General features: G+C 32.8%; 19 protein-coding genes. 18 read left to right on the top strand and 1 reads right to left on the bottom strand.

The genetic code is table 11. The annotated features are described in order from the left end of the window. Positions 1-10: 10 nt before the first annotated feature. The 15 genes from ruvA (at position 11) to R2808_RS07375 (ending at position 17,562) form a co-directional block, all read left to right on the top strand. Complete coding sequence (ruvA, locus tag R2808_RS07305; RefSeq protein ID WP_371270312.1) at positions 11-595, top strand: Holliday junction branch migration protein RuvA; 585 nt, start codon at positions 11-13, stop codon at positions 593-595. Between the two features lies 1 nt (position 596). Beyond that, entirely contained in the window at positions 597-7,847 is a 7,251-nt protein-coding gene (gene sprA, locus R2808_RS07310; RefSeq protein WP_371270313.1) for a cell surface protein SprA, read from the top strand. Positions 7,848-7,910: 63 nt separating this feature from the next. Then, positions 7,911-8,291, top strand: a complete 381-nt coding sequence (gene gcvH / locus R2808_RS07315; protein ID WP_371270314.1) for a glycine cleavage system protein GcvH — start codon at positions 7,911-7,913, stop codon at positions 8,289-8,291. Further along, positions 8,281-8,625, top strand: coding sequence for a VanZ family protein (locus tag R2808_RS07320; protein WP_371270315.1), 345 nt, complete (start codon positions 8,281-8,283; stop codon positions 8,623-8,625). The genes gcvH and R2808_RS07320 overlap by 11 nt, the downstream gene beginning before the upstream one ends. A 52-nt stretch (positions 8,626-8,677) precedes the next feature. Then, positions 8,678-9,421, top strand: a complete 744-nt coding sequence (locus R2808_RS07325; protein WP_371270316.1) for an energy transducer TonB — start codon at positions 8,678-8,680, stop codon at positions 9,419-9,421. 121 nt (positions 9,422-9,542) lie between these two features. Next, positions 9,543-10,286, top strand: a complete 744-nt coding sequence (gene deoC, locus R2808_RS07330) for a deoxyribose-phosphate aldolase (RefSeq protein WP_371270317.1) — start codon at positions 9,543-9,545, stop codon at positions 10,284-10,286. A 1-nt stretch (position 10,287) separates the two neighbouring features. Then, the gene (locus R2808_RS07335) at positions 10,288-12,393 is read left to right on the top strand and encodes a gliding motility protein RemB (RefSeq protein ID WP_371270318.1); all 2,106 of its coding nucleotides are present in this window, start codon (positions 10,288-10,290) and stop codon (positions 12,391-12,393) included. 91 nt (positions 12,394-12,484) lie between these two features. Then, entirely contained in the window at positions 12,485-13,387 is a 903-nt protein-coding gene (gene cyoE / locus R2808_RS07340; protein WP_371270319.1) for a heme o synthase, read from the top strand. Further along, the gene (locus R2808_RS07345) at positions 13,387-13,974 is read left to right on the top strand and encodes a heme-copper oxidase subunit III (RefSeq protein WP_371270320.1); all 588 of its coding nucleotides are present in this window, start codon (positions 13,387-13,389) and stop codon (positions 13,972-13,974) included. The genes cyoE and R2808_RS07345 overlap by 1 nt, the downstream gene beginning before the upstream one ends. Before the next feature lie 44 nt (positions 13,975-14,018). Further along, positions 14,019-14,993 carry a cytochrome c oxidase subunit 3 gene (locus tag R2808_RS07350; protein ID WP_371270321.1) on the top strand — a complete coding sequence of 325 codons (975 nt, stop codon included), beginning with the start codon at positions 14,019-14,021 and terminating at the stop codon, positions 14,991-14,993. 22 nt (positions 14,994-15,015) lie between these two features. Further along, positions 15,016-15,369 carry a cytochrome C oxidase subunit IV family protein gene (locus R2808_RS07355; RefSeq protein WP_371270322.1) on the top strand — a complete coding sequence of 118 codons (354 nt, stop codon included), beginning with the start codon at positions 15,016-15,018 and terminating at the stop codon, positions 15,367-15,369. A gap of 74 nt (positions 15,370-15,443) precedes the next feature. Beyond that, a complete protein-coding gene (locus tag R2808_RS07360; protein ID WP_371270323.1) occupies positions 15,444-16,154 on the top strand; it encodes a hypothetical protein in 711 nt (236 codons plus the stop codon). Beyond that, positions 16,144-16,773 carry an SCO family protein gene (locus R2808_RS07365; protein ID WP_371270324.1) on the top strand — a complete coding sequence of 210 codons (630 nt, stop codon included), beginning with the start codon at positions 16,144-16,146 and terminating at the stop codon, positions 16,771-16,773. The genes R2808_RS07360 and R2808_RS07365 overlap by 11 nt, the downstream gene beginning before the upstream one ends. After that, entirely contained in the window at positions 16,773-17,312 is a 540-nt protein-coding gene (locus R2808_RS07370) for a DUF420 domain-containing protein (protein ID WP_371270325.1), read from the top strand. The genes R2808_RS07365 and R2808_RS07370 overlap by 1 nt, the downstream gene beginning before the upstream one ends. After that, a complete protein-coding gene (locus R2808_RS07375) occupies positions 17,305-17,562 on the top strand; it encodes a hypothetical protein (protein ID WP_371270326.1) in 258 nt (85 codons plus the stop codon). Before R2808_RS07370 ends, R2808_RS07375 begins: the two co-directional genes overlap by 8 nt. Here the strand turns inward: R2808_RS07375 and R2808_RS07380 are convergent. Then, positions 17,559-18,950 carry a DUF4403 family protein gene (locus tag R2808_RS07380; RefSeq protein WP_371270327.1) on the bottom strand — a complete coding sequence of 464 codons (1,392 nt, stop codon included), beginning with the start codon at positions 18,948-18,950 and terminating at the stop codon, positions 17,559-17,561. The two genes, R2808_RS07375 and R2808_RS07380, sit on opposite strands and share 4 nt — an antisense overlap. A 100-nt stretch (positions 18,951-19,050) precedes the next feature. Between R2808_RS07380 and R2808_RS07385 the strand changes: the two genes are divergently transcribed. The 3 genes from R2808_RS07385 to tsaB form a co-directional block, all read left to right on the top strand. Further along, on the top strand, positions 19,051-20,373 hold the full coding sequence (locus tag R2808_RS07385; protein WP_371270328.1) for a TolC family protein: 1,323 nt from the start codon (positions 19,051-19,053) through the stop codon (positions 20,371-20,373). Positions 20,374-20,376: 3 nt separating this feature from the next. Next, entirely contained in the window at positions 20,377-21,681 is a 1,305-nt protein-coding gene (locus tag R2808_RS07390; RefSeq protein WP_371270329.1) for an efflux RND transporter periplasmic adaptor subunit, read from the top strand. Positions 21,682-21,773: 92 nt separating this feature from the next. Further along, on the top strand, positions 21,774-22,364 hold a 591-nt coding region (gene tsaB / locus R2808_RS07395), incomplete at its 3' end, for a tRNA (adenosine(37)-N6)-threonylcarbamoyltransferase complex dimerization subunit type 1 TsaB (protein ID WP_371270330.1).

Below are 22,364 nucleotides of genomic sequence, written 5' to 3' on the forward strand. Positions count from 1 at the left end.
AATAATCGTTATGATAGCACAAATAAAAGGAAGGTTAGTAGAAAAATCGCCCACCGATGTGGTAATCGATTGCAATGGTGTTGGATATCATATTAATATATCATTACATACCTATGGTCTATTACCCGAAGGTGAGAATTTAAAATTATACACTTTTTTGCAAATTAAAGAAGACGCCCACACGCTTTATGGTTTTATGGAAAAGCAAGAACGGGAACTGTTTAAACTTTTATTATCAGTTTCGGGTGTAGGTGCAAGTACAGCAAGAACTATGTTGTCGTCGTTACAACCAAGCTATATTATACAAGCTATAGCATCAAACGATGTGGCTACTATTCAAGGTGTAAAAGGAATAGGTGCAAAAACGGCACAACGTGTAATTTTAGATTTAAAAGAAAAAGTATTAAAAATATACGATGCAAGTGAAGAAGTTTCTATAACTTCAAACAATACAATTAAAGAAGAAGCGTTATCTGCTTTAGAGGTATTAGGTTTTAACCGAAAAGCCACAGGAAAAGTTATTGATAAAATTACAGCTGAAGTGCCAAATGCTTCAGTTGAGCAACTTATAAAACAGGCTTTAAAAATTTTATAATTTGAAAAAGAACAGTATAGCTATTGCTTTTAAAAAAGCGTTTAATGTATTAAAAATAGCCGTAATAGTACTACCTATAATTTCTTTTGCACAAGAAGAAACTTTTCAGGATAGTATTAAAAACGGAGTAGATATTGGTAAAATAGAACTAACAAATCCTAATAGTATTGTGTCGGCTTATACTTACAATCCGGCAACTAATAGGTATATTTATTCAAACTCTGTTGATGGATTTAATATTAACTATCCGTTAGTTTTAACTCCTGAACAGTATCAAGAATTAGTGCTTCGCGAAGAAATGCGAAATTATTACAAAGAGAAATCGAAAGCATTAGACGGGAAAGAAGGTAGTGAAGAAGCTCAAAAAGATTTATTGCCAAGATATTATGTAAATTCTAAGTTTTTTGAAGCTATTTTTGGTAGTAATACTATCGATATAAAACCAACAGGATCGGTAGAGGTAGATTTAGGTGTTCGTTTTACAAAACAAGATAATCCTACTTTTTCCCCTCGAAACCGACAAACCACAACATTCGATTTCGATCAACGAATAAGCGTTGGTCTTCAAGGTAAAGTAGGTACACGCCTTAGTGTAAATGTAAATTATGATACACAATCTACTTTTGCTTTTCAAAACTTAATAAAATTAGAATACGCTTCAAACGAAGACGATATTTTACAAAAATTAGAAGTAGGTAATGTTAGTTTTCCACTTTCAAATTCATTAATACGCGGCGCACAAAGTTTGTTTGGTGTAAAAGCCCAACTTCAATTTGGTAAAACAACCGTTACGGGTATTTATTCCGAGCAAAAATCGCAAACTAAAACAGTAACTTCTCAAGGTGGCGGTACAATTCAAGAGTTTGAGTTATTTGCTTTAGATTACGACGCAGACCGACATTTTTTCTTATCGCAATATTTTAGAAATAAATACGATGCAGCATTAAAAAATTATCCCTACGTAAACAGCCGTGTTCAAATTACAAGATTAGAAGTTTGGGTAACCAATAAACAAAACCGAGTAAGCACTAATAACAATAATAATTTAAGAAACATTATTGCTTTACAAGATTTAGGGGAAGCGCCATTAAACACAACAAATCCACAAGAAACAGTAGCTATAGATTTGGGGGTTAACCCTACGTTTTTTAACACCGTGCCCTTTGGTACCCCTACCGATAATGCCAATAATAAATTTAATCCTAATGCCATAGGATCTAATTTTTTAAATACCAATATTAGAGAAGTTGCAACCGCAAGCAATGGTTTTAATATTACAGGAATGAGTGAAGGTACAGATTATGCTAAATTAGAAAATGCTCGAAAATTAGAACCAAACGAATATTCGTTTCATCCGCAATTAGGCTATTTATCGTTAAACCAAAAACTACAAAACGACGAGGTTTTAGCGGTGGCTTATCAATACACTATTGGCGAAGAAGTATACCAAGTTGGAGAATTTGGAACCGATGGAGTAGAAGCCACAAACGTAACTGCTAATGGTATTCCAGAAACACAAGCACTATTGTTAAAAATGCTTAAAAGTAACTTAACAATAGTAAACAATACTGTTGGTATGGTTAATTATACAATGCCTGTGTGGAACTTAATGATGAAAAACGTATATCAAATTCCAGGTGGATACCAGTTAGAACAAGAAGATTTTAAATTTAATATTTTATACACAGATCCGTCACCATTAAATTATATTACCGCGTATCAAGATAATTTCGGCAACACGCCACTTCCACTACCTGCCGATGTAAAAGATACACCTTTATTACGTGTTTTTAATGTAGATAGATTAAATTATACAAATGATCCACAAAATGGTGGCGATGGTTTTTTCGATTTTGTGCCAGGTTTAACCATAGACCCACAGTATGGTAGAATTATTTTCACAACAGTAGAACCATTTGGCTCACATTTATTTGATAAACTTCACGACACAACTAATCCAGTTGAAGACTATAACGATGAGGCAACATACAATCAAAACCAAACAAAATATGTGTTTAAAGATTTGTATAAAAGTACACAAGCCGCGGCTTTACAAGAAAGCGAAAAAAATAAATTTCAATTAAGAGGACGGTTTAAATCTGCTGGAGGCGATGGTATTTCAATAGGCGCCTTTAATGTGCCGCAAGGTTCGGTAGTGGTAACTGCTGGTGGTAGAGTTTTAGTTGAAGGAGTCGATTATACCGTAAATTATCAAATGGGAAGAGTAAACATACTCGATCCATCATTACAAGCATCTAATACACCAATTGAAATTTCGGTGGAAAACAACTCTATTTTTGGTCAGCAAACCAAACGATTTTGGGGTGTAAATGTAGAACATCAGTTTAATAAAAACTTTATGGTCGGCGCTACTTTTTTACGATTAAGCGAAAGACCGTTTACCAATAAATCAAACTACGGGCAAGAATCTATTAACAATACTATAGTAGGTTTTAATACCAATTATTCTACCGAAGTGCCATTTTTAACACGATTAGTAAATAAATTGCCTAATATTGATACCGATGTGCCATCTAGCTTATCGTTTAGAGGCGAAATAGCTTATTTAATACCAGGGGCATCAAAAGCTGATCAATTTAATGGCGAAGCTACAACTTATGTAGATGATTTTGAAGGTTCACAATCTACAATCGATTTACGTACGCCAACTTCTTGGACGCTAGCTTCTGTTCCTCTTGAAGAAAATTATGATGGTAATCCTACAGATGACGAATCTTTATCTAACGATTTAAGCACAGGATACAAGCGAGCAAAATTGTCTTGGTACACCATAGATCCTATATTTTATACACAGCCGCCAAGCGGTATAAATAACGACGATGTATCGCTTAACAAAACAAGACGAATTTACTATAGCGAGCTTTTTCCTAATATCGATATTGCTCAAGGCCAAACCACGGTAATTAATACACTCGATTTGTCGTACTACCCTAAACAAAGAGGACCATATAATTTTAATCCATCTATAGCTTCTACAAACGGTTTGTTTAACGATGTAGATGCACCAGAAAATTGGGGCGGAATTATGCGTGCTATTACCACAACAAATTTTGAGCAATCAAATGTAGAGTATATCCAGTTTTGGGTAATGGATCCCTACTATAACAACGGTATTCAAGGCGATTATACCGATGCAACCAATACGGGTAAATTAGTATTTAATTTAGGCGAAATATCAGAAGATATTTTACAAGACGGACGCAAATTATACGAAAATGGATTGCCAGAAAGTGGCGCTACCAATACACCAGTTATTCAAACTAACTGGGGGCAAACACCTGCTTCGCAATCGTTAATTTATACGTTTGATACCGATGAAGCTAACAGAAATGTACAAGATGCAGGTTTCGATGGTTATTTAGATACCGAAGAAGCAGTACGATTTCCTAATTTTGCTGGTTTTTCAGACCCAGCTGCCGATAATTATCAGTTCTACTCACAGGCAACAGGTAATGTATTAGATAGGTATAAAAATTATAACGGTTTTCAAGGAAATTCGCCTGTAAATATTACAAACGATAATAGAGGGAACACCACATTTCCAGATGTAGAAGATATTAATAGAGATAATACGATGAATACCATAAACTCGTATTATATTTATGAAGTTCCTATTCAGCCAACCCCAGTTGTGGGACAAAACTATGTAGTAGATATTAGAGAAACTACCGTTGATGTGCCAAATGGTGGAACCACAAGCACGCAATGGGTACAGTATAAAATACCAATTCAAGATTTAGGAAATGTAACTAAAGTAGGAGCTATAGAAAGTTTGCGTTCTATCCGCTTTATTAGAATGTATATGGCAGGTTTTAAAGACGATATTACACTTCGTTTTGGAGCTTTAGATTTAGTACGAGGCGAATGGAGACGATATACTAAAACATTAGATGATGATATTTTAGACACAGACCCAACCGATGACGGAACAGGTTTCGATGTGGTTTCGCTTAATATTCAAGAAAACAACAATCGTTCGCCAATAAAATATGTAACACCACCAGGTGTTAATCGTGAACAATTGTATAACAACAATACTATAATTAACCAAAACGAACAATCATTATCGTTACGGGTTTACGATGGAAACCCTGCCGATGGAAATTTTAACGAAGGTTTAGAACCTGGCGATTCTAGAGCTGTGTTTAAAAACGTAAATGTAGATATGCGTCAGTTTAAAAAACTACGTATGTTTTTACACGCCGAAGCTTTACAAGTAGGGCCAAACGTTGCCGATAATTTAGCCGATGATGAGTTATATGCGTTTATCCGTTTTGGTAACGATTTTACAGAAAACTTCTATCAAGTAGAAATTCCATTAAAACTTACCCAATTTGGCGCCACAATACCAGAAGATATTTGGCCATCATCAAACGAAATGGAAGTGCCACTTTCATTTTTAACAGCTATAAAATCGAGAATTATTTCAGATGCAACAAGCGTTCCAGAAGATGCTAATGGCATCCACTTTTTAAACGAATCTGAATTAGGCTCTAGTAATAGTAAATTAATTGTTGGGGTAAAAGGAAATCCTAATTTTGGGTTGGTACGTACCATGATGCTCGGTGTAAAAAATAAATCGGGACAAATAAAACGTGGAGAAGTTTGGTTTAACGAACTTCGCTTATCCGATATGGATAGTAAAGGCGGTTACGCAGCAGTTGCTAGTTTAGATGCCAAAGTAGCCGATTTTGCAGCAGTTTCTGCAACTACAAAGGTAAGTACTATAGGTTTTGGTGGTATTGAAGAAGGGCCAAATGAAAGAAGTCGTGAAGATGTTTTTCAGTACGATGTGGTAACCAACGTTAATTTAGGACAATTATTACCTAAAAAATGGGGCATTAATTTACCGTTTAATTACGGTGTTTCAGAGCAAACCATTACACCTAAATACGATCCGTATTATCAAGATATAGAATTACAGCAATTGTTAGACAATACCGAAGATCCTGCCGAAAAATCGAATATCGAAAACAGAGCAATCGATTATACAAAACGAAGAAGTATTAATTTTATAGGTGTTAAAAAAGATAGAGCAGCCGAGCAAAAACAGCACTTTTATGATGTAGAGAACATAACACTTTCCTATTCGTATAACCAAACCGAACAACATAATTACGAAGTAGAAGATTTAATAGACAAGCAAAACCGAACGGCTGTAGATTATGCTTACACGTTTAAACCCGTAACGGTAGAGCCGTTTAAAAATTCTAAAAAAATAGGTAAAAACAAGTATTATCAATTGTTAAAAGATTTCAACTTTAATTTATTACCTAATAATATTTCGTTTAGTTCTAACATTATTCGTCAGTACAATCGTCAAAAATTTAGATTAGTAGATGTAGAAGGAATTGGTCTAGACCCATTATACAGAAGAAATTACTTCTTCAATTATAATTATGGTTTTAATTATGCTATTGCTAAATCGTTGCGTATTAATTACACCGCATCGTCTAGTAATATTGTGAGAAATTATTTAGATATTTATGGAAATCCAAATAACGAATTAGATATTTGGGATAACTATTGGGATGTAGGAGAATCGAACCAACACAACCAACAACTAGTAGTAAATTACGATTTGCCATTAAACAAAATTCCATTTTTAAACTTCTTAAAATCTACCTATACTTATACAGGCGATTATAACTGGCAACGATCTACCGATGCGTTTTCTCGTTTTGAAGATGAAAATGGAACGATTTGGAATTTAGGAAACACTGTTCAAAATGCAAGTTCGCACAAATTGAACATAGCTATGAATATGGACGTTTTTTATAAATATATTGGTTTAACAGGAAAAAAGAAACCAAAAAACAATAAAAAACCAGATGCCGCACCAAAACCAGGTCAAAAAATTACAGCAAATAACACAGTGGTTAAAGACAAAGAAAATGGGTTTATAACTGCATTAAAAGGCGTTTTAATGAGTGTTAAAAACATTCAGGCAAACTATAATAATACACGAGGTACCGTTTTACCAGGTTACTTACCAGGATTAGGTTTCTTTGGAACATCAAAACCTACTTTAGGTTTCGTTTTTGGTAGCCAGTCAGATGTGCGCTATGAAGCTGCAAGAAATGGTTGGTTAACTAATTACCCAGAATACAATCAAAACTTTACGCAGGTAAAAACCGAAGATTTAACCGCAACAGCACAACTAGAACCATTTCCAGATTTAAAAATAGATCTTACGGCAGAACGCAAAGAAATGGAAAACTTTTCAGAACAATACGATGTAACAAACGGAGTTTACAATTCTAGGTCGCCTTATAAAAATGGTAATTTTAACATATCAACAATACTTATTGCTACATCATTTAGCCAAAGCGACCAAGATTATTCTGAAACGTTTCAAACCTTTAGAGATAATCGTTTAATAGTAGCGAATCGGTTAGCAGCAAATTATTATGGCGGAACAAATTTCCCTCGCGATATAGAAGGCTACCCAGTAGGTTTCGGAAAAAATAGCCAGCAAGTGTTATTGCCATCATTTATGTCGGCCTATTCGGGCCAAAACGCGTCAAGTGTTTCAACAGGAATTTTTAGAAATATTCCGTTGCCAAACTGGAATGTAAAATATACAGGATTAATGCGTATTAAATGGTTTAAAGATACCTTTAAACGTTTTTCGTTGCAGCATGGTTATAGAGCAAGTTATAACATTAACGCTTTTACATCTAACCTAAACAATTCGCCAATAGATGCAAATGGAAACTTTTATTCGAAAACGTTGGTTTCTAATATTAATTTAACCGAGCAATTTAATCCGTTAATGCGATTAGATTTCGAAATGAAAAACTCGGTCAGAATTTTAGCCGAAGTTAAAAAAGACCGATCGCTTAATATGAGTTTCGATAATAATTTACTAACCGAAGTAAGCGGTAACGATTACACAATAGGTTTAGGATATCGTATAAAAGATGTAACGTTTAATTCTAAATTAGCCGACAACCCAATGGGTGTTATTAAAAGTGATATTAACTTAAAAGCCGATTTTACATTAAGAAAAAACCAAACCATTGTACGCTATTTAGACTACGATAATAACGAACTAGGTGGCGGGCAAGATATGTGGTCTATTAAATTTACAGCCGATTATTCGTTTAGTAAAAATTTAACAGCCATATTCTTTTACGACCATCAATTTTCGCAAGCAGTAGTTTCTACCTCGTTCCCAATTACAAATATTAGAGCAGGATTTACGTTGCGATATAATTTTGGTAATTAAATTTTTTAAAATAGTTTACATTTCAATTATAAAAATTACATTTGTACACCAAATAATAAAAAAATGAACATCCCAACTAATTTAAAGTACACAAAAGACCACGAATGGGTTTTAATTGAAGGCGACACGGCCACCGTAGGTATTACCGATTTTGCACAAAAAGAATTGGGCGATATCGTTTACGTTGAAGTAGAAACACTAGACCAAACACTAAACCAAGATGAAGTTTTTGGAACAGTAGAAGCTGTTAAAACCGTATCCGATTTATTTTTACCACTAACAGGAGAAATAATAGAATTTAACGAAACCCTAGAAACCGAACCCGAAAAAGTAAACACAGACCCTTACGGCAATGGCTGGATGATTAAAGTAAAGATTGAAAACCAATCAGAAATAGAAACATTACTTTCTGCAGAAGATTATAAAGTATTAATTGGAGCCTAAATATTTTTTAATAGCATTACTTTGGGTAGCTGTTATAACTTTTCTAAGTTTAAACAGCTTAACAAGTACTCCACAAATTAATATTCCACACAAAGACAAAATAGTTCATTTTATATTCTATTTTGTCTTCGTTATTTTATGGTACAAAGCATTTAATAGCCAAAACAAATATATAGTAACTATAGTTGTGTTAGCTATAATTTATGGCATAGTTATTGAAGTATTACAACACACGGTAACCAAAAATAGATCGGCCGATATTTTTGATGTAGTTGCAAATGCAGCAGGCTCTTTAACAGCATTATATGCTGTACGACGAAAAATAATGCTATAAAAATTTTATAGAATTTTAATATTGTTTATATTAGCACCACAAAAGAAGAATTATGGAACTTAAGAAAAATCCTAATGTTGACCCAAAAAGAAATAGTAAATTATTCTTTCAAGTAGGTCTTGTAGCCGTATTGTTTTTAACCTATTTAGGGATAGAATACAAAAGTATGGATCCTGCGCCAAAAGAGGAAGAACAAGGCTTAATTACGCAAAATAATGTAGTAGATGAAGAAGAGGTAATTATTACACTGCCACCGGTTCAAAAATTACCGCCACCACCACCGCCAGCACCAGAAGTTATAGAGGTGGTTAAAGACGAAATAAAAATTGAAAAAGAAGAGAAAATTCAAGAAACAGAAACCAACGAAAACGTAGAGGTTAAAAAAATTACCGCTACACAAGTTGGTGGCGACCCAAATGCTGTTGTAGAAGATCCAATTCCAGATGAGTTGCCCTTTACGTTAATTGAGCAAGTGCCACTTTTTCCAGGTTGTGAAAAAAAGCCAAAAGCAGAACAATCAAAATGTTTTCAAGACGAGTTAAATAAATTTGTATCGCGCAATTTTAAAACTCCAGACGATTTAGAACCAGGTTATAAAGCTAGGGTATATGTAACGTTTATTATTGATCCAAAAGGTAATATTATTGAAGTTACACCTACTGGCGGAACACCATCGTTACAAAAAGCAGCTTTAAAAGCTTTTGATAAAGCACCAAAATTACAACCCGGAAAACAAAGAAATACACCTGTACGTTGTAAATTTACGTACCCAATTTCAATTAAAATTACAGATTAATACTGCTTATCAAAAAGAATATAAAATCTCAACGAATTATTGTTGAGATTTTTTTATTTTTACCCTTACGAAGCTTCCAGTTTTTTGCTAAAAAACTTTATGCTACCAAAAACATTAAAAAATGGACATTACACAATATTTAGATTCTACTTATTTAAAAACTGCCGAGCAAGCAGGTTTAACCGAAATAGAAAATGCTTTAATAGTTAAACAAACTATACAAGAAGCCATCGAAAATAATTTTAAATTGGTAATGATTCGCCCCGAGTATGTTAAAGTAGCTCGAGAAATGATAACAATCTCAAAATCAAAACTAACCATCGGTACAGTTATCGATTTTCCTCTGGGGCAACATAACATCGATTATAAACTAAATGAAGCGCAAATAGCAATACATAACGGTGCTGACGATTTAGATTTTGTACTAAATTACGAGGCTTTTAAAAATGGCGAAATAGATAAGGTAAAAGAAGAAGTGTTTTTGGGAACAAAATTAGGGCTCGAAAACCACAAAATTGTAAAATGGATAATTGAAGTTGCGGCTTTAACAAACCATCAAATTATACAACTTTCGGCATTAATTAAAAACGTAGTAATTGCAAATTTTAAAGAAAAAGATTACGAGTCTGTTTTTGTAAAATCTTCTACAGGCTTTTACAAAACAACAGCAGGTAAGCCAAACGGCGCAACGCCAGAAACAATTAAACTTATGCTAGAAAACGCTTGTCCGCTTCCTGTTAAAGCTGCTGGTGGCGTTAGAACTTACGACGAAGCTGTAGCAATGATTACTTTGGGAGTAAAAAGAATAGGTACATCTTCTGCAAAAGCAATAGCAAGTGGAAAATATTCAGAAAACGATTATTAAAATGAAACAATTCTATTGGGTATTAGTATTTTTTGTCGTTTCGCATTCAGCGTTTTCGCAAAATACTAACGAAAAATTTCCTGTTTTTTCAGAATGCGAAAACGCAGTTAACAAAGAAATTGAAGTATGTTTTTACAATACGTTACAAAATTTTGTGTATCAAAATTTTAAAGTTCCGTCTAGCGATGATAAGATAAAAGGAACCATACACGCTATTATAGAAGTAGATACGCTGGGTAATTTTAAACCTATTTATGTTGATGCGCCTACAAAAACATTAAAATCGGAAACAGAAAAAGTTATGGGTAAACTTCCAAAGATAAAACCCGCTACTTATTTAGGTAGAAATGTATATAAAAAATTCAATTTAAAAATTGAAATTCCGTTGCAGCAACCCATTCCTTACACTACAAAAAATGAATTAATTGTTGCAAACAATCCAAACGATATAATAGACAATACTAAAGAGTTAACCGAGTTTGAAGAAGTAGCTAAAAATTATCAAGAATTTAAAAATCCGCAATTTAAAAGCAATTTAAACATTCCGTTTACACATCAAAATTATGCTGTTTTTGATGCTTTTTTAAACCAAGTTGGAAGCAATAATCATACAGCAACCAAACCGTATTCGTATGCCGATGTAGCTAAATATTACGATTTTGAAGCAGCGAACCAATTGTTGTTGAAAAATAAAGCGGGTTGGTGGGGAAGAAAACTATGGAACGAAAACTTAATTGCTATTCAAGGCGAAAATTATTGGTTTACATTAGATCCTGTGGTAGATTTTAGACTAGGTAAAGATTTTGATAGCGAACTGTCGAATACATTTGTTAACACGCGAGGTTTACTAGTGCAAGGAGGTTTAGGTAGTCAAGTTACTTTTTCGGCTTCAATTTATGAAAGTCAAGGACGCTTTGCAGATTATTACAATACTTATGCCGAAAGTATAAAACCATCGGGTGGTAATCCTGCTATTATTCCTGGAATTGGTATTGCTAAAGAATTTAAAGAAGATGCTTACGATTTTCCATTAGCAGAAGCCAATATAAAATATAGCCCTAGTGCTATTTTCGATTTTAATTTAGGATACGGTCGTAATTTTATTGGCGACGGTTATCGTTCTCTTTTACAAGCAGACGGTGTTAGTCCATATCCTTATTTTAAAATTAACACCACGTTTTGGAAAATAAAATACACCAATACTTATATGTGGTTAAAAGATGTTCGCCCCGATGTAACGGTTAACGGCTCGTATGCTACAAAATATATGGCAAGTCATTATTTAAGTTATAATGTATCAAAACGTGTTAACATTGGTTTTTTTGAAAATGTAGTGTGGGCAAAATCCGAAAATCGAGGTTTTGATGCTTCTTTTGTTAATCCTATTATTTTTTATAGAGCTGTAGAATTCAATTCATCATCAAAAAGCGGCAATGCAGTATTAGGTGCAACGGCTAAATATAAGTTTACCAATCAAATTAACTTTTATGCACAATTTATAATAGATGAATTTGCAATTAGCGATGTAAAAGCTAGAGAAAAAAGCTGGCGTAATAAAAGTGGTTACCAAATAGGTGTAAAATATTACGATGCCTTTAAGGTTAAAAATTTAATGCTTCAGTTAGAATACAATCGTATTCGTCCTTATGTGTATTCCCATAGCGATGTAATTACCAATTATGCGCACCAAAATTTAAGTATGGGACATCAATGGGGTGGAAATTTACAAGAAATAACAGGAATTGCACGCTACACAAAAGGACGCCTTTACGGAGAGGCTAAACTTACGTATGGTCAAAAAGGATTCGATTTTAATACTATTGATAATACTTACAATTATGGTGGAAATATGTTTGTGAGTTACGAAGAAAACCGACCTTACGACATTGGCGCTACAGTGGCACAAGGAAACAAAACTACTATTGTAATAGCTGATATTCAGGCGGGTTATTTAATTAATCCAATGACAAATTTGAAAGTTTTTGGAAATTTTATGTATCGAAGTTTCGATCCAACTGCCGAAACACTTTCAACGTATAAAAACAATACAACGTGGTTTTCTCTAGGTATTAGAACCGATTTGTTTAATTGGTATTTTGATTATTAAGACTTTAATTACATAGCTAATATTTTCTAAATTCTAATTTCTAAATTCTAATTTTAAAAGTATCTTTGCACCTAGAAAAAGCCACAATATTTTGAACGCTAAAAGTCAAACCGAAATTCAACCTTCACTTTACAATAATTTTGTAGCTATTACAAAAGCTAGACTTTCAATAAGTGTAGTGGTTTCTACTGTAGCTGGGTATTTGTTAGGCGTTTCTCAAATGTATCCATTTTCATGGCTTACGTTATTGTATTTGGTAATAGGTGGCTATTGTATGGTGGGCGCTTCCAATATATTTAATCAAATTCTCGAAAAAGATTTAGACGCATTAATGGACAGAACTAAAAATCGTCCATTACCTTTAGGTACAATTAGTGTGCAAAATGCTTTAATTTTAGGCATACTACTCACGATTTTAGGATTAGTTATTCTATTTGTTGTAAACCCAAAAACAGCAATGTTTGCGGCTATTTCTATTTTTATGTATGTGTTTCTATACACGCCTTTAAAAACAAAAACGCCGTTGTCGGTTTTTGTAGGAGCATTTCCAGGAGCCATACCTTTTATGTTAGGCTGGGTTGCTGCAACAGGAAATTTTGGGATAGAAGCAGGAACACTGTTCATTATACAATTTTTCTGGCAGTTTCCACATTTTTGGGCAATAGGTTGGTTTTTATATGACGATTATAAGAAAGCAGGTTTTTTTATGCTGCCAACAGGAAAACGAGATAAAAAAACGGCATTTCAAACGATACTTTATACTTTTTGGACAATTGTTGCGTCTTTACTTCCAGCATTTGGGTTTACTGGGCAGCTCTATTTAAGTAAAATTGCAGCTATTGTAGTGCTTGTTCTTGGAATTTGGATGTTGTTTTACGCTTTAAAACTATATTCTGAAATGACTAAAGAAGCCGCAAGAAAATTAATGATAATTAGTGTGTCTTATATTTCGCTATTGCAAATTATATATATAATTGATAAGTTTTTAAGATAATGGAAAATAAAATTACGGTTAACGAACAAAATCTTCAAAAAGCCAGAACTTATAAACTGCTTTTGCTGTTTACTATGATAAGTATTGTGATGGTTTTTGCAGGTTTAACAAGTGCCTATGTGGTTAGTAAATCGCGCCCAGATTGGTTAGGAAATTTTAAGTTGCCTATTGCTTTTGTAATAAGTACATTAGTTATGCTCTTGAGTAGTTTTACGTTTTATGGCGCTTTAAGAGCTATAAAAAAAGACAACAGAAACCTAACAACTATATTGCTGTGGACAACACTTTTGTTAGGATTTACATTTATTGCACTACAATTTATGGGTTTTTCTGAAGTAATAGAGCAAGGTTATTTTTTTACAGGAAGTGAAAGTAATGTAACTACTTCATTTTTATATATTGTAGTTATCGTACATTTAGTACATCTATTAGGTGGAATTATTTCGCTTTTAGTTGTAATTTATAATCATTATAAACAAAGGTATAACCCTGCTCAAACCCTTGGTATTGAACTAAGTGCGATGTATTGGCACTTTATGGATTTTATTTGGTTATATTTGTTTTTATTTTTCTATTTTTTCAAATAGAAAAAAAATAATAAATTTGGGAACTTTTTAACATTAGTATATTTATGGGAGCAACAATAACTACTACTCATGATGAGCACGTTGAGTTAGACGGCGGAAAAGGACCATTAGGAGCAACCTATGGTAAAATGATGATGTGGTATTTTATTCTGTCAGATGCCTTAACATTTTCGGGCTTTCTTGCAGCATATGGTTTTTCTAGATTTAAATTTATTGAAACTTGGCCTATTGCCGATGAAGTGTTTACACACTTTCCATTTTTACATGGAGTAGATGCACCAATGTATTATGTAGCGTTGATGACATTTATTCTTATCTTTTCATCGGTTACAATGGTGTTGGCTGTAGATGCAGGTCATCAATTAAAGAAAACAAAAGTTGCCGTTTATATGGCCTTAACTATTTTAGGAGGTTTAATATTCGTAGGTTCTCAAGCTTGGGAATGGAAAAACTTTATAAAAGGCGAGTATGGTGCAATAGAAACTAATGGCGGCGCTATTTTACAATTCGTAAATAAAGACGGAAAAAGAGTAGCTTTAGCCGATTTTGCAAAAACTTTACCCGAAGAAAGAGAACGTTTAGAACGCAACAAAGGTGTTTGGTTTATGGGTGAGTCTAACTTGCCATCGTTTTCGGTAAACGAAGTGGTAGAAGGTTTTAAAGCCAATCCAGATATAGTAATTCGTACCGAAAAAATTATAGGAAAACATAAAGAAGTTCTTTCTCGCGAACAATCTTTAGAACGTTTAAAAGGCGCAAAATATGTAGTTGAAGGTGCAAATTTAAAGCATAACGAATACGGAAATCGTTTATTTGCCGATTACTTTTTCTTCATTACAGGTTTTCACGGATTTCACGTTTTCTCGGGAGTTGTTATTAATATAATTATTTTCTTTAATGTTTTATTAGGAACTTACGAAAGAAGAAAAAGCTACGAAATGGTTGAAAAAGTAGGATTGTACTGGCACTTTGTAGATTTAGTATGGGTGTTTGTATTTACATTCTTCTATTTAGTATAATGTTATTTTAAGCATAAAAATTATGGCACACGCACACGAATCGCACACAAAAAGAATCTGGACAGTTTTCGGAATCTTATCTATAATTACTATTGTAGAAGTTGCTTTAGGAATTTTAAAACCAGAAAGCCTTCACACAACCAATTTTTTAGGAACTAGCCTGCTAAACTGGATATTCATTATATTAACATTAGTAAAAGCCTATTATATTGTATGGGCGTTTATGCACATGGAAGGCGAAAATAAATGGTTTCGTCGTTCTATTGTATGGACAGTTTGTTTTTTAATACTTTATTTGGTAACTATTTTACTAATAGAATCAACTCATATTTTTGAAGTAATGAACCATACTGGAACAATAAAATGGAATTTTTAAGCCAATAAAATCAAATGAAATCCCGATTTAATCGGGATTTTTTTTTGTAATTTTGTAACATCAAATTTTAAACAATGAAAAAAAACAAAATTGTTTTATTATTCCTGTTTGTTTTTCCTATTCTTACCTATTTAATTTTTGCAACAGCAAAGCATAATTCGTTATTTCTACCCACTATTTCTAAAAACAATAACGAAATACCCACAAATTGGACTTCTTTAAATGGAGAAGCCGTACAACTTAAAAATAAAATTACGATTTTAGGATTTGTAGGCGATAGCGTTTCTTTAAATAAAGGAAATTTATTCAATTTAAACCAAAAAATATACAACAAATACTTTGGCTTTAAAGATTTTCAACTTGTAATGATAGCTCCGTTAGGTACCGAAAAAGAATGCCAAAATATTTTAAACCAACTTAAAGGTTTGTCTGAAGATTTAGGCGGATGGCATTTTGTTTTTACAACAAAAGAAAATATTAAAAATTATTATAACTCCTATAACTTGCAAGGTAAATTAGACGAAACAGCGGGAACACCTATGGTTATGATTATTGATAAAGAATTAAACCACAGAGGAAGAAAAGGCGAAAATAAAAAAGGAGAACAAGAATATAAAGAAAGTTATAATACAATATCGGCAGCCGATTTGCACAACGAAATGTCAGACGATGTAAAAATTATTCTTCGCGAATATCGCTTGGCATTAAAGAAAAACAACGAACGAAAAGATAGTTTTAGAGATAAAATTAAAGAACAACAACAAAATAATCAAAATGAAAGATAAAGCCTACATTGGTGTAGCATTTGTGGTCTTAATTTTTGGAATTTGGACCGTAAAAGAAGTTAAAAGCCGTTATTTTACAAAAGCAGATTTATATGAAATAGGCCCAGCACCTAAATTTAAATTAACCAATCAAAACGGAAAAACCATTACCAATAACGATTATTTAGGGAAAGTTTATGTGCTAGAATTTTTCTTTTCTACCTGTCCCACTATTTGCCCAAAAATGAATGCTAATATGTTGCAATTGCAAGATGCTTTTTACAATGAAAAACAATTTGGTATTGCATCTATTACCATTAATCCCGAAAATGATACGCCGCAAGTATTAAAAGAGCATGCCGAAATGTTAGGTGTAAAAATTCCAAATTGGAATATGCTTACAGGCGATAAAAACTATATTTACGATTTAGCAAACAAGGGTTTTAAAATTTATGCCGACCAAAATAACAAAGCGCTTGGTGGTTTTGAGCACTCGGGTTTGTTTGCCTTAATAGATAAAAACGGAACTATACGTTGTAGAACCGATGAGTTCAATAATCCTATTTTGTATTATGACGGAACTGAAACCGAAAGTGTTAAAATGCTAAAAGAAGATATTAAAAAACTTTTAAAAGAATAATGAAAAATACCGATTTAGAAACCAAATACAACAAATTAATTATTGTAGTATCCATTGCTATTCCACTTGTAGTAGCATTATTGTTTGGTGTTAATTTGCGAAAAATGGGTTATAATGTAACGCCATTATCGTTTTTACCGCCTATTTATGCCACCATTAACGCATTAACCGCTGTAGTTTTAATAGCGGCAGTAGTTGCCATTAAAAAAGGAAATAGAAAGCTGCACGAAAATTTAATGAAACTAGCAATTGCTTGTTCGGTTTCTTTTTTGGTTATGTATGTAGCCTATCATATGACTTCCGATTCTACACAATTTGGTGGCGAAGGTTTAATTCGTTATGTATATTTCTTTATTTTAATTACGCACATTGTACTTTCTATCGTTATTATTCCATTGGTATTAATAACCTACGTAAAAGCATTGTCGCAACGATTTGATAAACACAAAAAAATAGCCAAAATTACGTTCCCTATTTGGCTATATGTTGCCATAACGGGTGTAGTGGTTTATTTAATGATTGCTCCTTATTATGCGTAATTTAGAAAATAAGATAGAACATAGAAAATCGAGCATTATACGAAGTGTTTTGCTTCTTTTCTCTTTGTTTTTTTCTCTTTATTCTTCTTCACAATGTGCTATGTGCAGAGCTTCGTTACAAGGAGAAGAAGCCCAAGCCCAAGCCGAAGGTATTAACAACGGAATAGTTTTTTTAATGGTTATTCCTTATGTATTATTGGTTGTTGCGGCTTATGCAGTTTATAAAATTAAGGTTGGTAAAAAAAATTAATCTATTCCATCAATTTTTACAGAAATTTCCCCAGAGGTTTCAATAAACGCAATTATGGCTTTGTTTGTAATTTCCATTTTTTCGAAAACAATATCGTTTATAGTACCGTTTACATAAACACCTTTCATAGGCGAATAATTATCAAGATATTCTTCAAAACTCGATTTCCCTTCAGCTAAATTTTCGGCAATAGAATAGCGACAATTTTCTTGAATAGTTTTTAAAACAGTGCCTTGTAAAAGCCAGTTTGCCGATTTTAACAACACATTTTTAGTGTTTAAAACATAATTTAAATCGTCAAAATAAATTTCTTTAGTTGTAGTATTATATTGCGGATAACCCGTTAAATAAATAGTACCGTTTACGCTTCCTTGTAAATCTAAAGCAATAATTAATTTACCTTCTTTTTCCCACAATTCTACATTTTGAACGCTTACTTTTTTACTTCCGCTGCCAAACTCTTGTCCTTTAAAATTTTTAGTAACCACACGCGAAGCACTTTTATAGGTAGAAACAGCCGCTATAGCTACTACTGCCTTATTAGGTATTCGTGTTACCGGTTTTAAAATTATTTTAGACTTATCGAAGCTGTTTTTGGGTTCTTGTCCTACCATAGTTTGCATGGTGCATTTTAACCCCATATCCATAGTAATTTTTTCATTTTGTAAAACCGCTGCTGTTGCATAAATTTCTATAGGAATAAGTTTAAACCACGTTTCATATTCATAGTGCGTTAAAAAAGGTTTGCTTACTTCGGCTAAAGCATTTAAAACATAAGGTTTAAAATCGCAAGTTTCATCTATAGCTTTGTCTATTTGTTTAGCAATACTTTTTTTAAATAAACTAAGCGTTGGATTTACTAAATAGGTTATAGGAACAACCTTTCCTGCTACAAGTATAGAAGGGCTTTGGTTCCATTTATAATCTGTTAAGCGCGAAACGGTGTAGAGTTTCCAGTTGGTTAAATTTACTTTACTACTTAAGGTAATTACTCCGTCCATAAAAATTTCTTTAGTATCGTTTAGCCCTAAAAAATCGGTACCATATTTTACTTTTGCCCAAATTTTTAACGGAATTTCCGATACAATTTCATCGTTTTTTTCGCTTAAAACTATAGTGCCCGATTTCCATATTTTCATTTCAGTAGCATCATCATCTAATATAGAATCGTTGTAAATTAATCCTTGTAAGTTTTTATTAAGCTGCTTTTCAATGTCTTTAAGTGTAATTTCAACAGGCAAACCTATAAACGAAGTTTTGTTTTGATATACAACAGGCGTTCCATCTGAAGGAGTTGGTTTTAATGCTTCAATATTTTTTGTACTCGAACAAGAAATAAAAAAAACAGACAATAGAATAAAAGCAATAAAGAAGACAAACCATTTCATATATGATGATATTTGGGTACAAAAATAAATTTTTAAAATTAAGTTGTAACAAAATTAAAAAAAAGAGGTCTTATAGGTAATCTAAAATGATTTTTTAAGAATGTTTGTCAAAAAAATAACACTACTTTTTTTAGCGATAACAATTACTGGTTGGGCGCAAACTAAAAAGTGGACACTAGAAGATTGTGTGTATTACGCATTAGAAAATAATGTTTCCGTAAAACAATCGTTGTTAGATTGGGAAAATGCTAAAATAGATAAAACACTTGCTTTAGGTAATTTTTTACCATCGTTAAGTGGTTCGGCAAGTTACAATATTAATACAGGAGCTAATATTAACCCAACAACCAATCAGTTCGAAAACAGTACGTTTAAATCGATGTCTGGAAACGTAAATTCGGGTATTACACTTTTTAACGGTTTGTCAAATTGGAAATCGCTACAAAGAGCTAAGCTAAGTAATTTGGCGGCTTCGTATAGTTTAGCTAAAATGAAAGACGACATTGCGTTAAATGTTGCTAATAGTTTTCTCGAAATATTAGTGCAAAAAGAGCAAATTAAACTAGTCGAAAATCAATTAAAAATAACAAAAGAAAATAAAAAACGTACAACCGATTTAATAGAAGCAGGACAGTTGCCCGCAGGCGATCTTTACGAAATTGACGCTACTTTAGCAAGCCAAGAGCAACAATTAATTGCAGCAAAAAATAATGAAGCATTTGCCAAAATAGCATTAGCTCAACTTTTATTGCTCGAAGATTATGTTAATTTTGATATAGCAGAACAAGAATTTGCACCCGAGTTTTCGCAAGTTTTTGCGCAAACGCCAAACGCAATTTACCAAAAAGCAAAAGATGTGGTAAACGATGTAAAAGTAGCGCAATCTAATTATGAAATTTCAAAAACAGACGAACAATTAGCAAAAACTCGCTATTTGCCAACGCTTTCGGGTTTTGTAGGTTATAGCACACGATGGTCGGAAAGTAATCCGTTAGATTTTGTGGATCAATTGTATTTATTAGACGGTACGGCTATAGGGTTACAACTAAATGTGCCTATATTAAACGGATTTTCTACTAGAATGAGTGTAAAACGTGCTAAAATTAATGCCGAAAAAAGCGAACTTTTGGTAAAGCAAACCGAATTAGATTTAGAACGAAATGTTTACCAAGCCTACAATAATGCAGTGGCGGCTCAAAAAAATTACGACGCTAATTTAAAAACTGTTAATGCTCGAAAAATGTCTTATCAATTTTCTCAAGAACGATACAATGTAGGACTCATGAATAGTTTTGATTATATGCAATCGCAATTAAATTACGAAAATGCTCAAAACGATTTAATTCGTGCTAAATACGATTATATTTTTAAAACAAAAATTCTAGAATATTATTTTGGAATTCCAATTACTCAAAAAAACTAATTTATGTCTAAAAAAAGAATTGTTATAGTATTAGGTAGTATTGTAGCTTTAATTGCCGTACTTATTTGGTTAAAAAAATCAGGAACAATAGGCAATAATGTTGAGTCTAAAAAAGTTGAAATTGCAAAAGTAACTACGCAAACAATAGTAGAAACAGTTTCGGCAACTGGAAAAATTCAACCTGAAGTAGAAGTTAAAATTTCCTCTGAAGTTTCGGGCGAAATTATCGATTTACCAATTAAAGAAGGACAACAAGTTAAAAAAGGTGATTTACTGGTTAAAATTAACCCCGACATTTACGAATCGGGTGTAAACCGCACTGCGGCATCACTTTCTACTACAAAAGCGGGTTTAGCACAAGCCGAAGCGCAAGTTAAAGAAGCAAAAGCAAATTACGACAGAAATAAAATGTTATTTGATAAAGGCATTATTTCAAAATCGGAATGGGACAAAGTGGTTTCTACATACGAAGTAGCCATTGCTAGTAAACAATCGGCGTATTATAACGTACAAAGTGCAACAGCATCGTTAACCGAAGCAAGAGATAATTTAGGAAGAACTACTATTTATGCCCCAGCAGATGGCACCATATCGTTACTATCGGTAGAATTAGGCGAGCGCGTATTAGGTACGCAACAAATGGCAGGAACAGAATTATTACGAGTAGCCAATTTAAACAACATGGAAGTTGAGGTAGATGTTAATGAAAATGATATTGTAAAAGTAAGTATTGGCGATGAAGCAACTATAGAAGTAGATGCCTATTTAAAAAAAGAATTTAAAGGCGAAGTTACGAGTATTTCTAATTCTGCCAGTAGTGCATTAACAGCCGATCAGGTTACAAATTTTAAAGTAAAAGTTCGAATTCTTAAAGAATCGTACCAAGATTTATTAGAAGGAAAACCAGCTAACTATTCTCCTTTCAGACCTGGTATGACGGCTACAGTAGATATTGTTACTAAACGAAAAGAAAATATAATTGCGGTTCCTATAAGTGCAGTTGTTATAAAAGACGATACTACATCGGTTAAAAAAGACATTGTTGCTGAAATAGAAAAAGAAGAAGAAAAGCAAAAAGGAACGTATAACCCCGATAAAAAATACGAATGTGTATTTGTAAAACAAGGAAACAAAGCAAAGCTTAGAGTAGTTAAAACAGGTATTCAAGATAATGCGAATATCGAAATTAGTTCGGGCTTAAAGAAAGACGAAGAAGTCATCGTTGGACCATATACCATGGTTTCCAAAGAATTGTCTAATGGCGATACTATAGAAACCGAAGCCGAAAGCAATACTAAAAATAAGTAATTTAAGTTAATTAGGTTTTTTTAAAAGAGCATAGAATATAAGAATTCTATGCTTTTTGTTTTTATAATTGTATTTTTGCGCTTTGCATTATTATGAGCTATATTTTAAACATAGAAACAGCAACAAAAAATTGTTCAGTAGCTATTGCTAAAGATGAAAATTTACTAATGGTAAAAGAATTAGCAACAGAAAATTTTTCTCACGCCGAAAAATTGCATTTGTTTATTGCCGAAATTTTACACGAAACACAACTTGCATTTGAACAATTAAGTGCGGTTGCAGTTAGCAAAGGTCCAGGTTCTTATACAGGTTTACGAATAGGTGTTTCTACAGCAAAAGGGTTGTGTTATGCACTAAATATTCCGCTTATAGCTATAAATACACTGCAGGTTTTAGCAAAACAAATTACTGTAGAAAACGGCATAATACTTCCTATGATTGATGCAAGGCGAATGGAAGTTTTTTCGGCATTTTACAATAAAGATTATAAAGAAATAAGAGCCACCAAAGCAGAAATAATAGATAATACTAGTTACCAAAAAATTTCAGAAAACCTTCATTTAATAGGTGATGGGGCATTAAAACTACAACACGTTTTAACAGATAAAAAGTTTAATTTTTATCCAGAAATTTTTTATCCGTCATCTAAAGAAATGGTTGCATTAGCATTTGATAAGTACAAA

It is taken from the genome of Flavobacterium sp., assembly GCF_041392005.1.
GTDB lineage: Bacteria > Bacteroidota > Bacteroidia > Flavobacteriales > Flavobacteriaceae > Flavobacterium.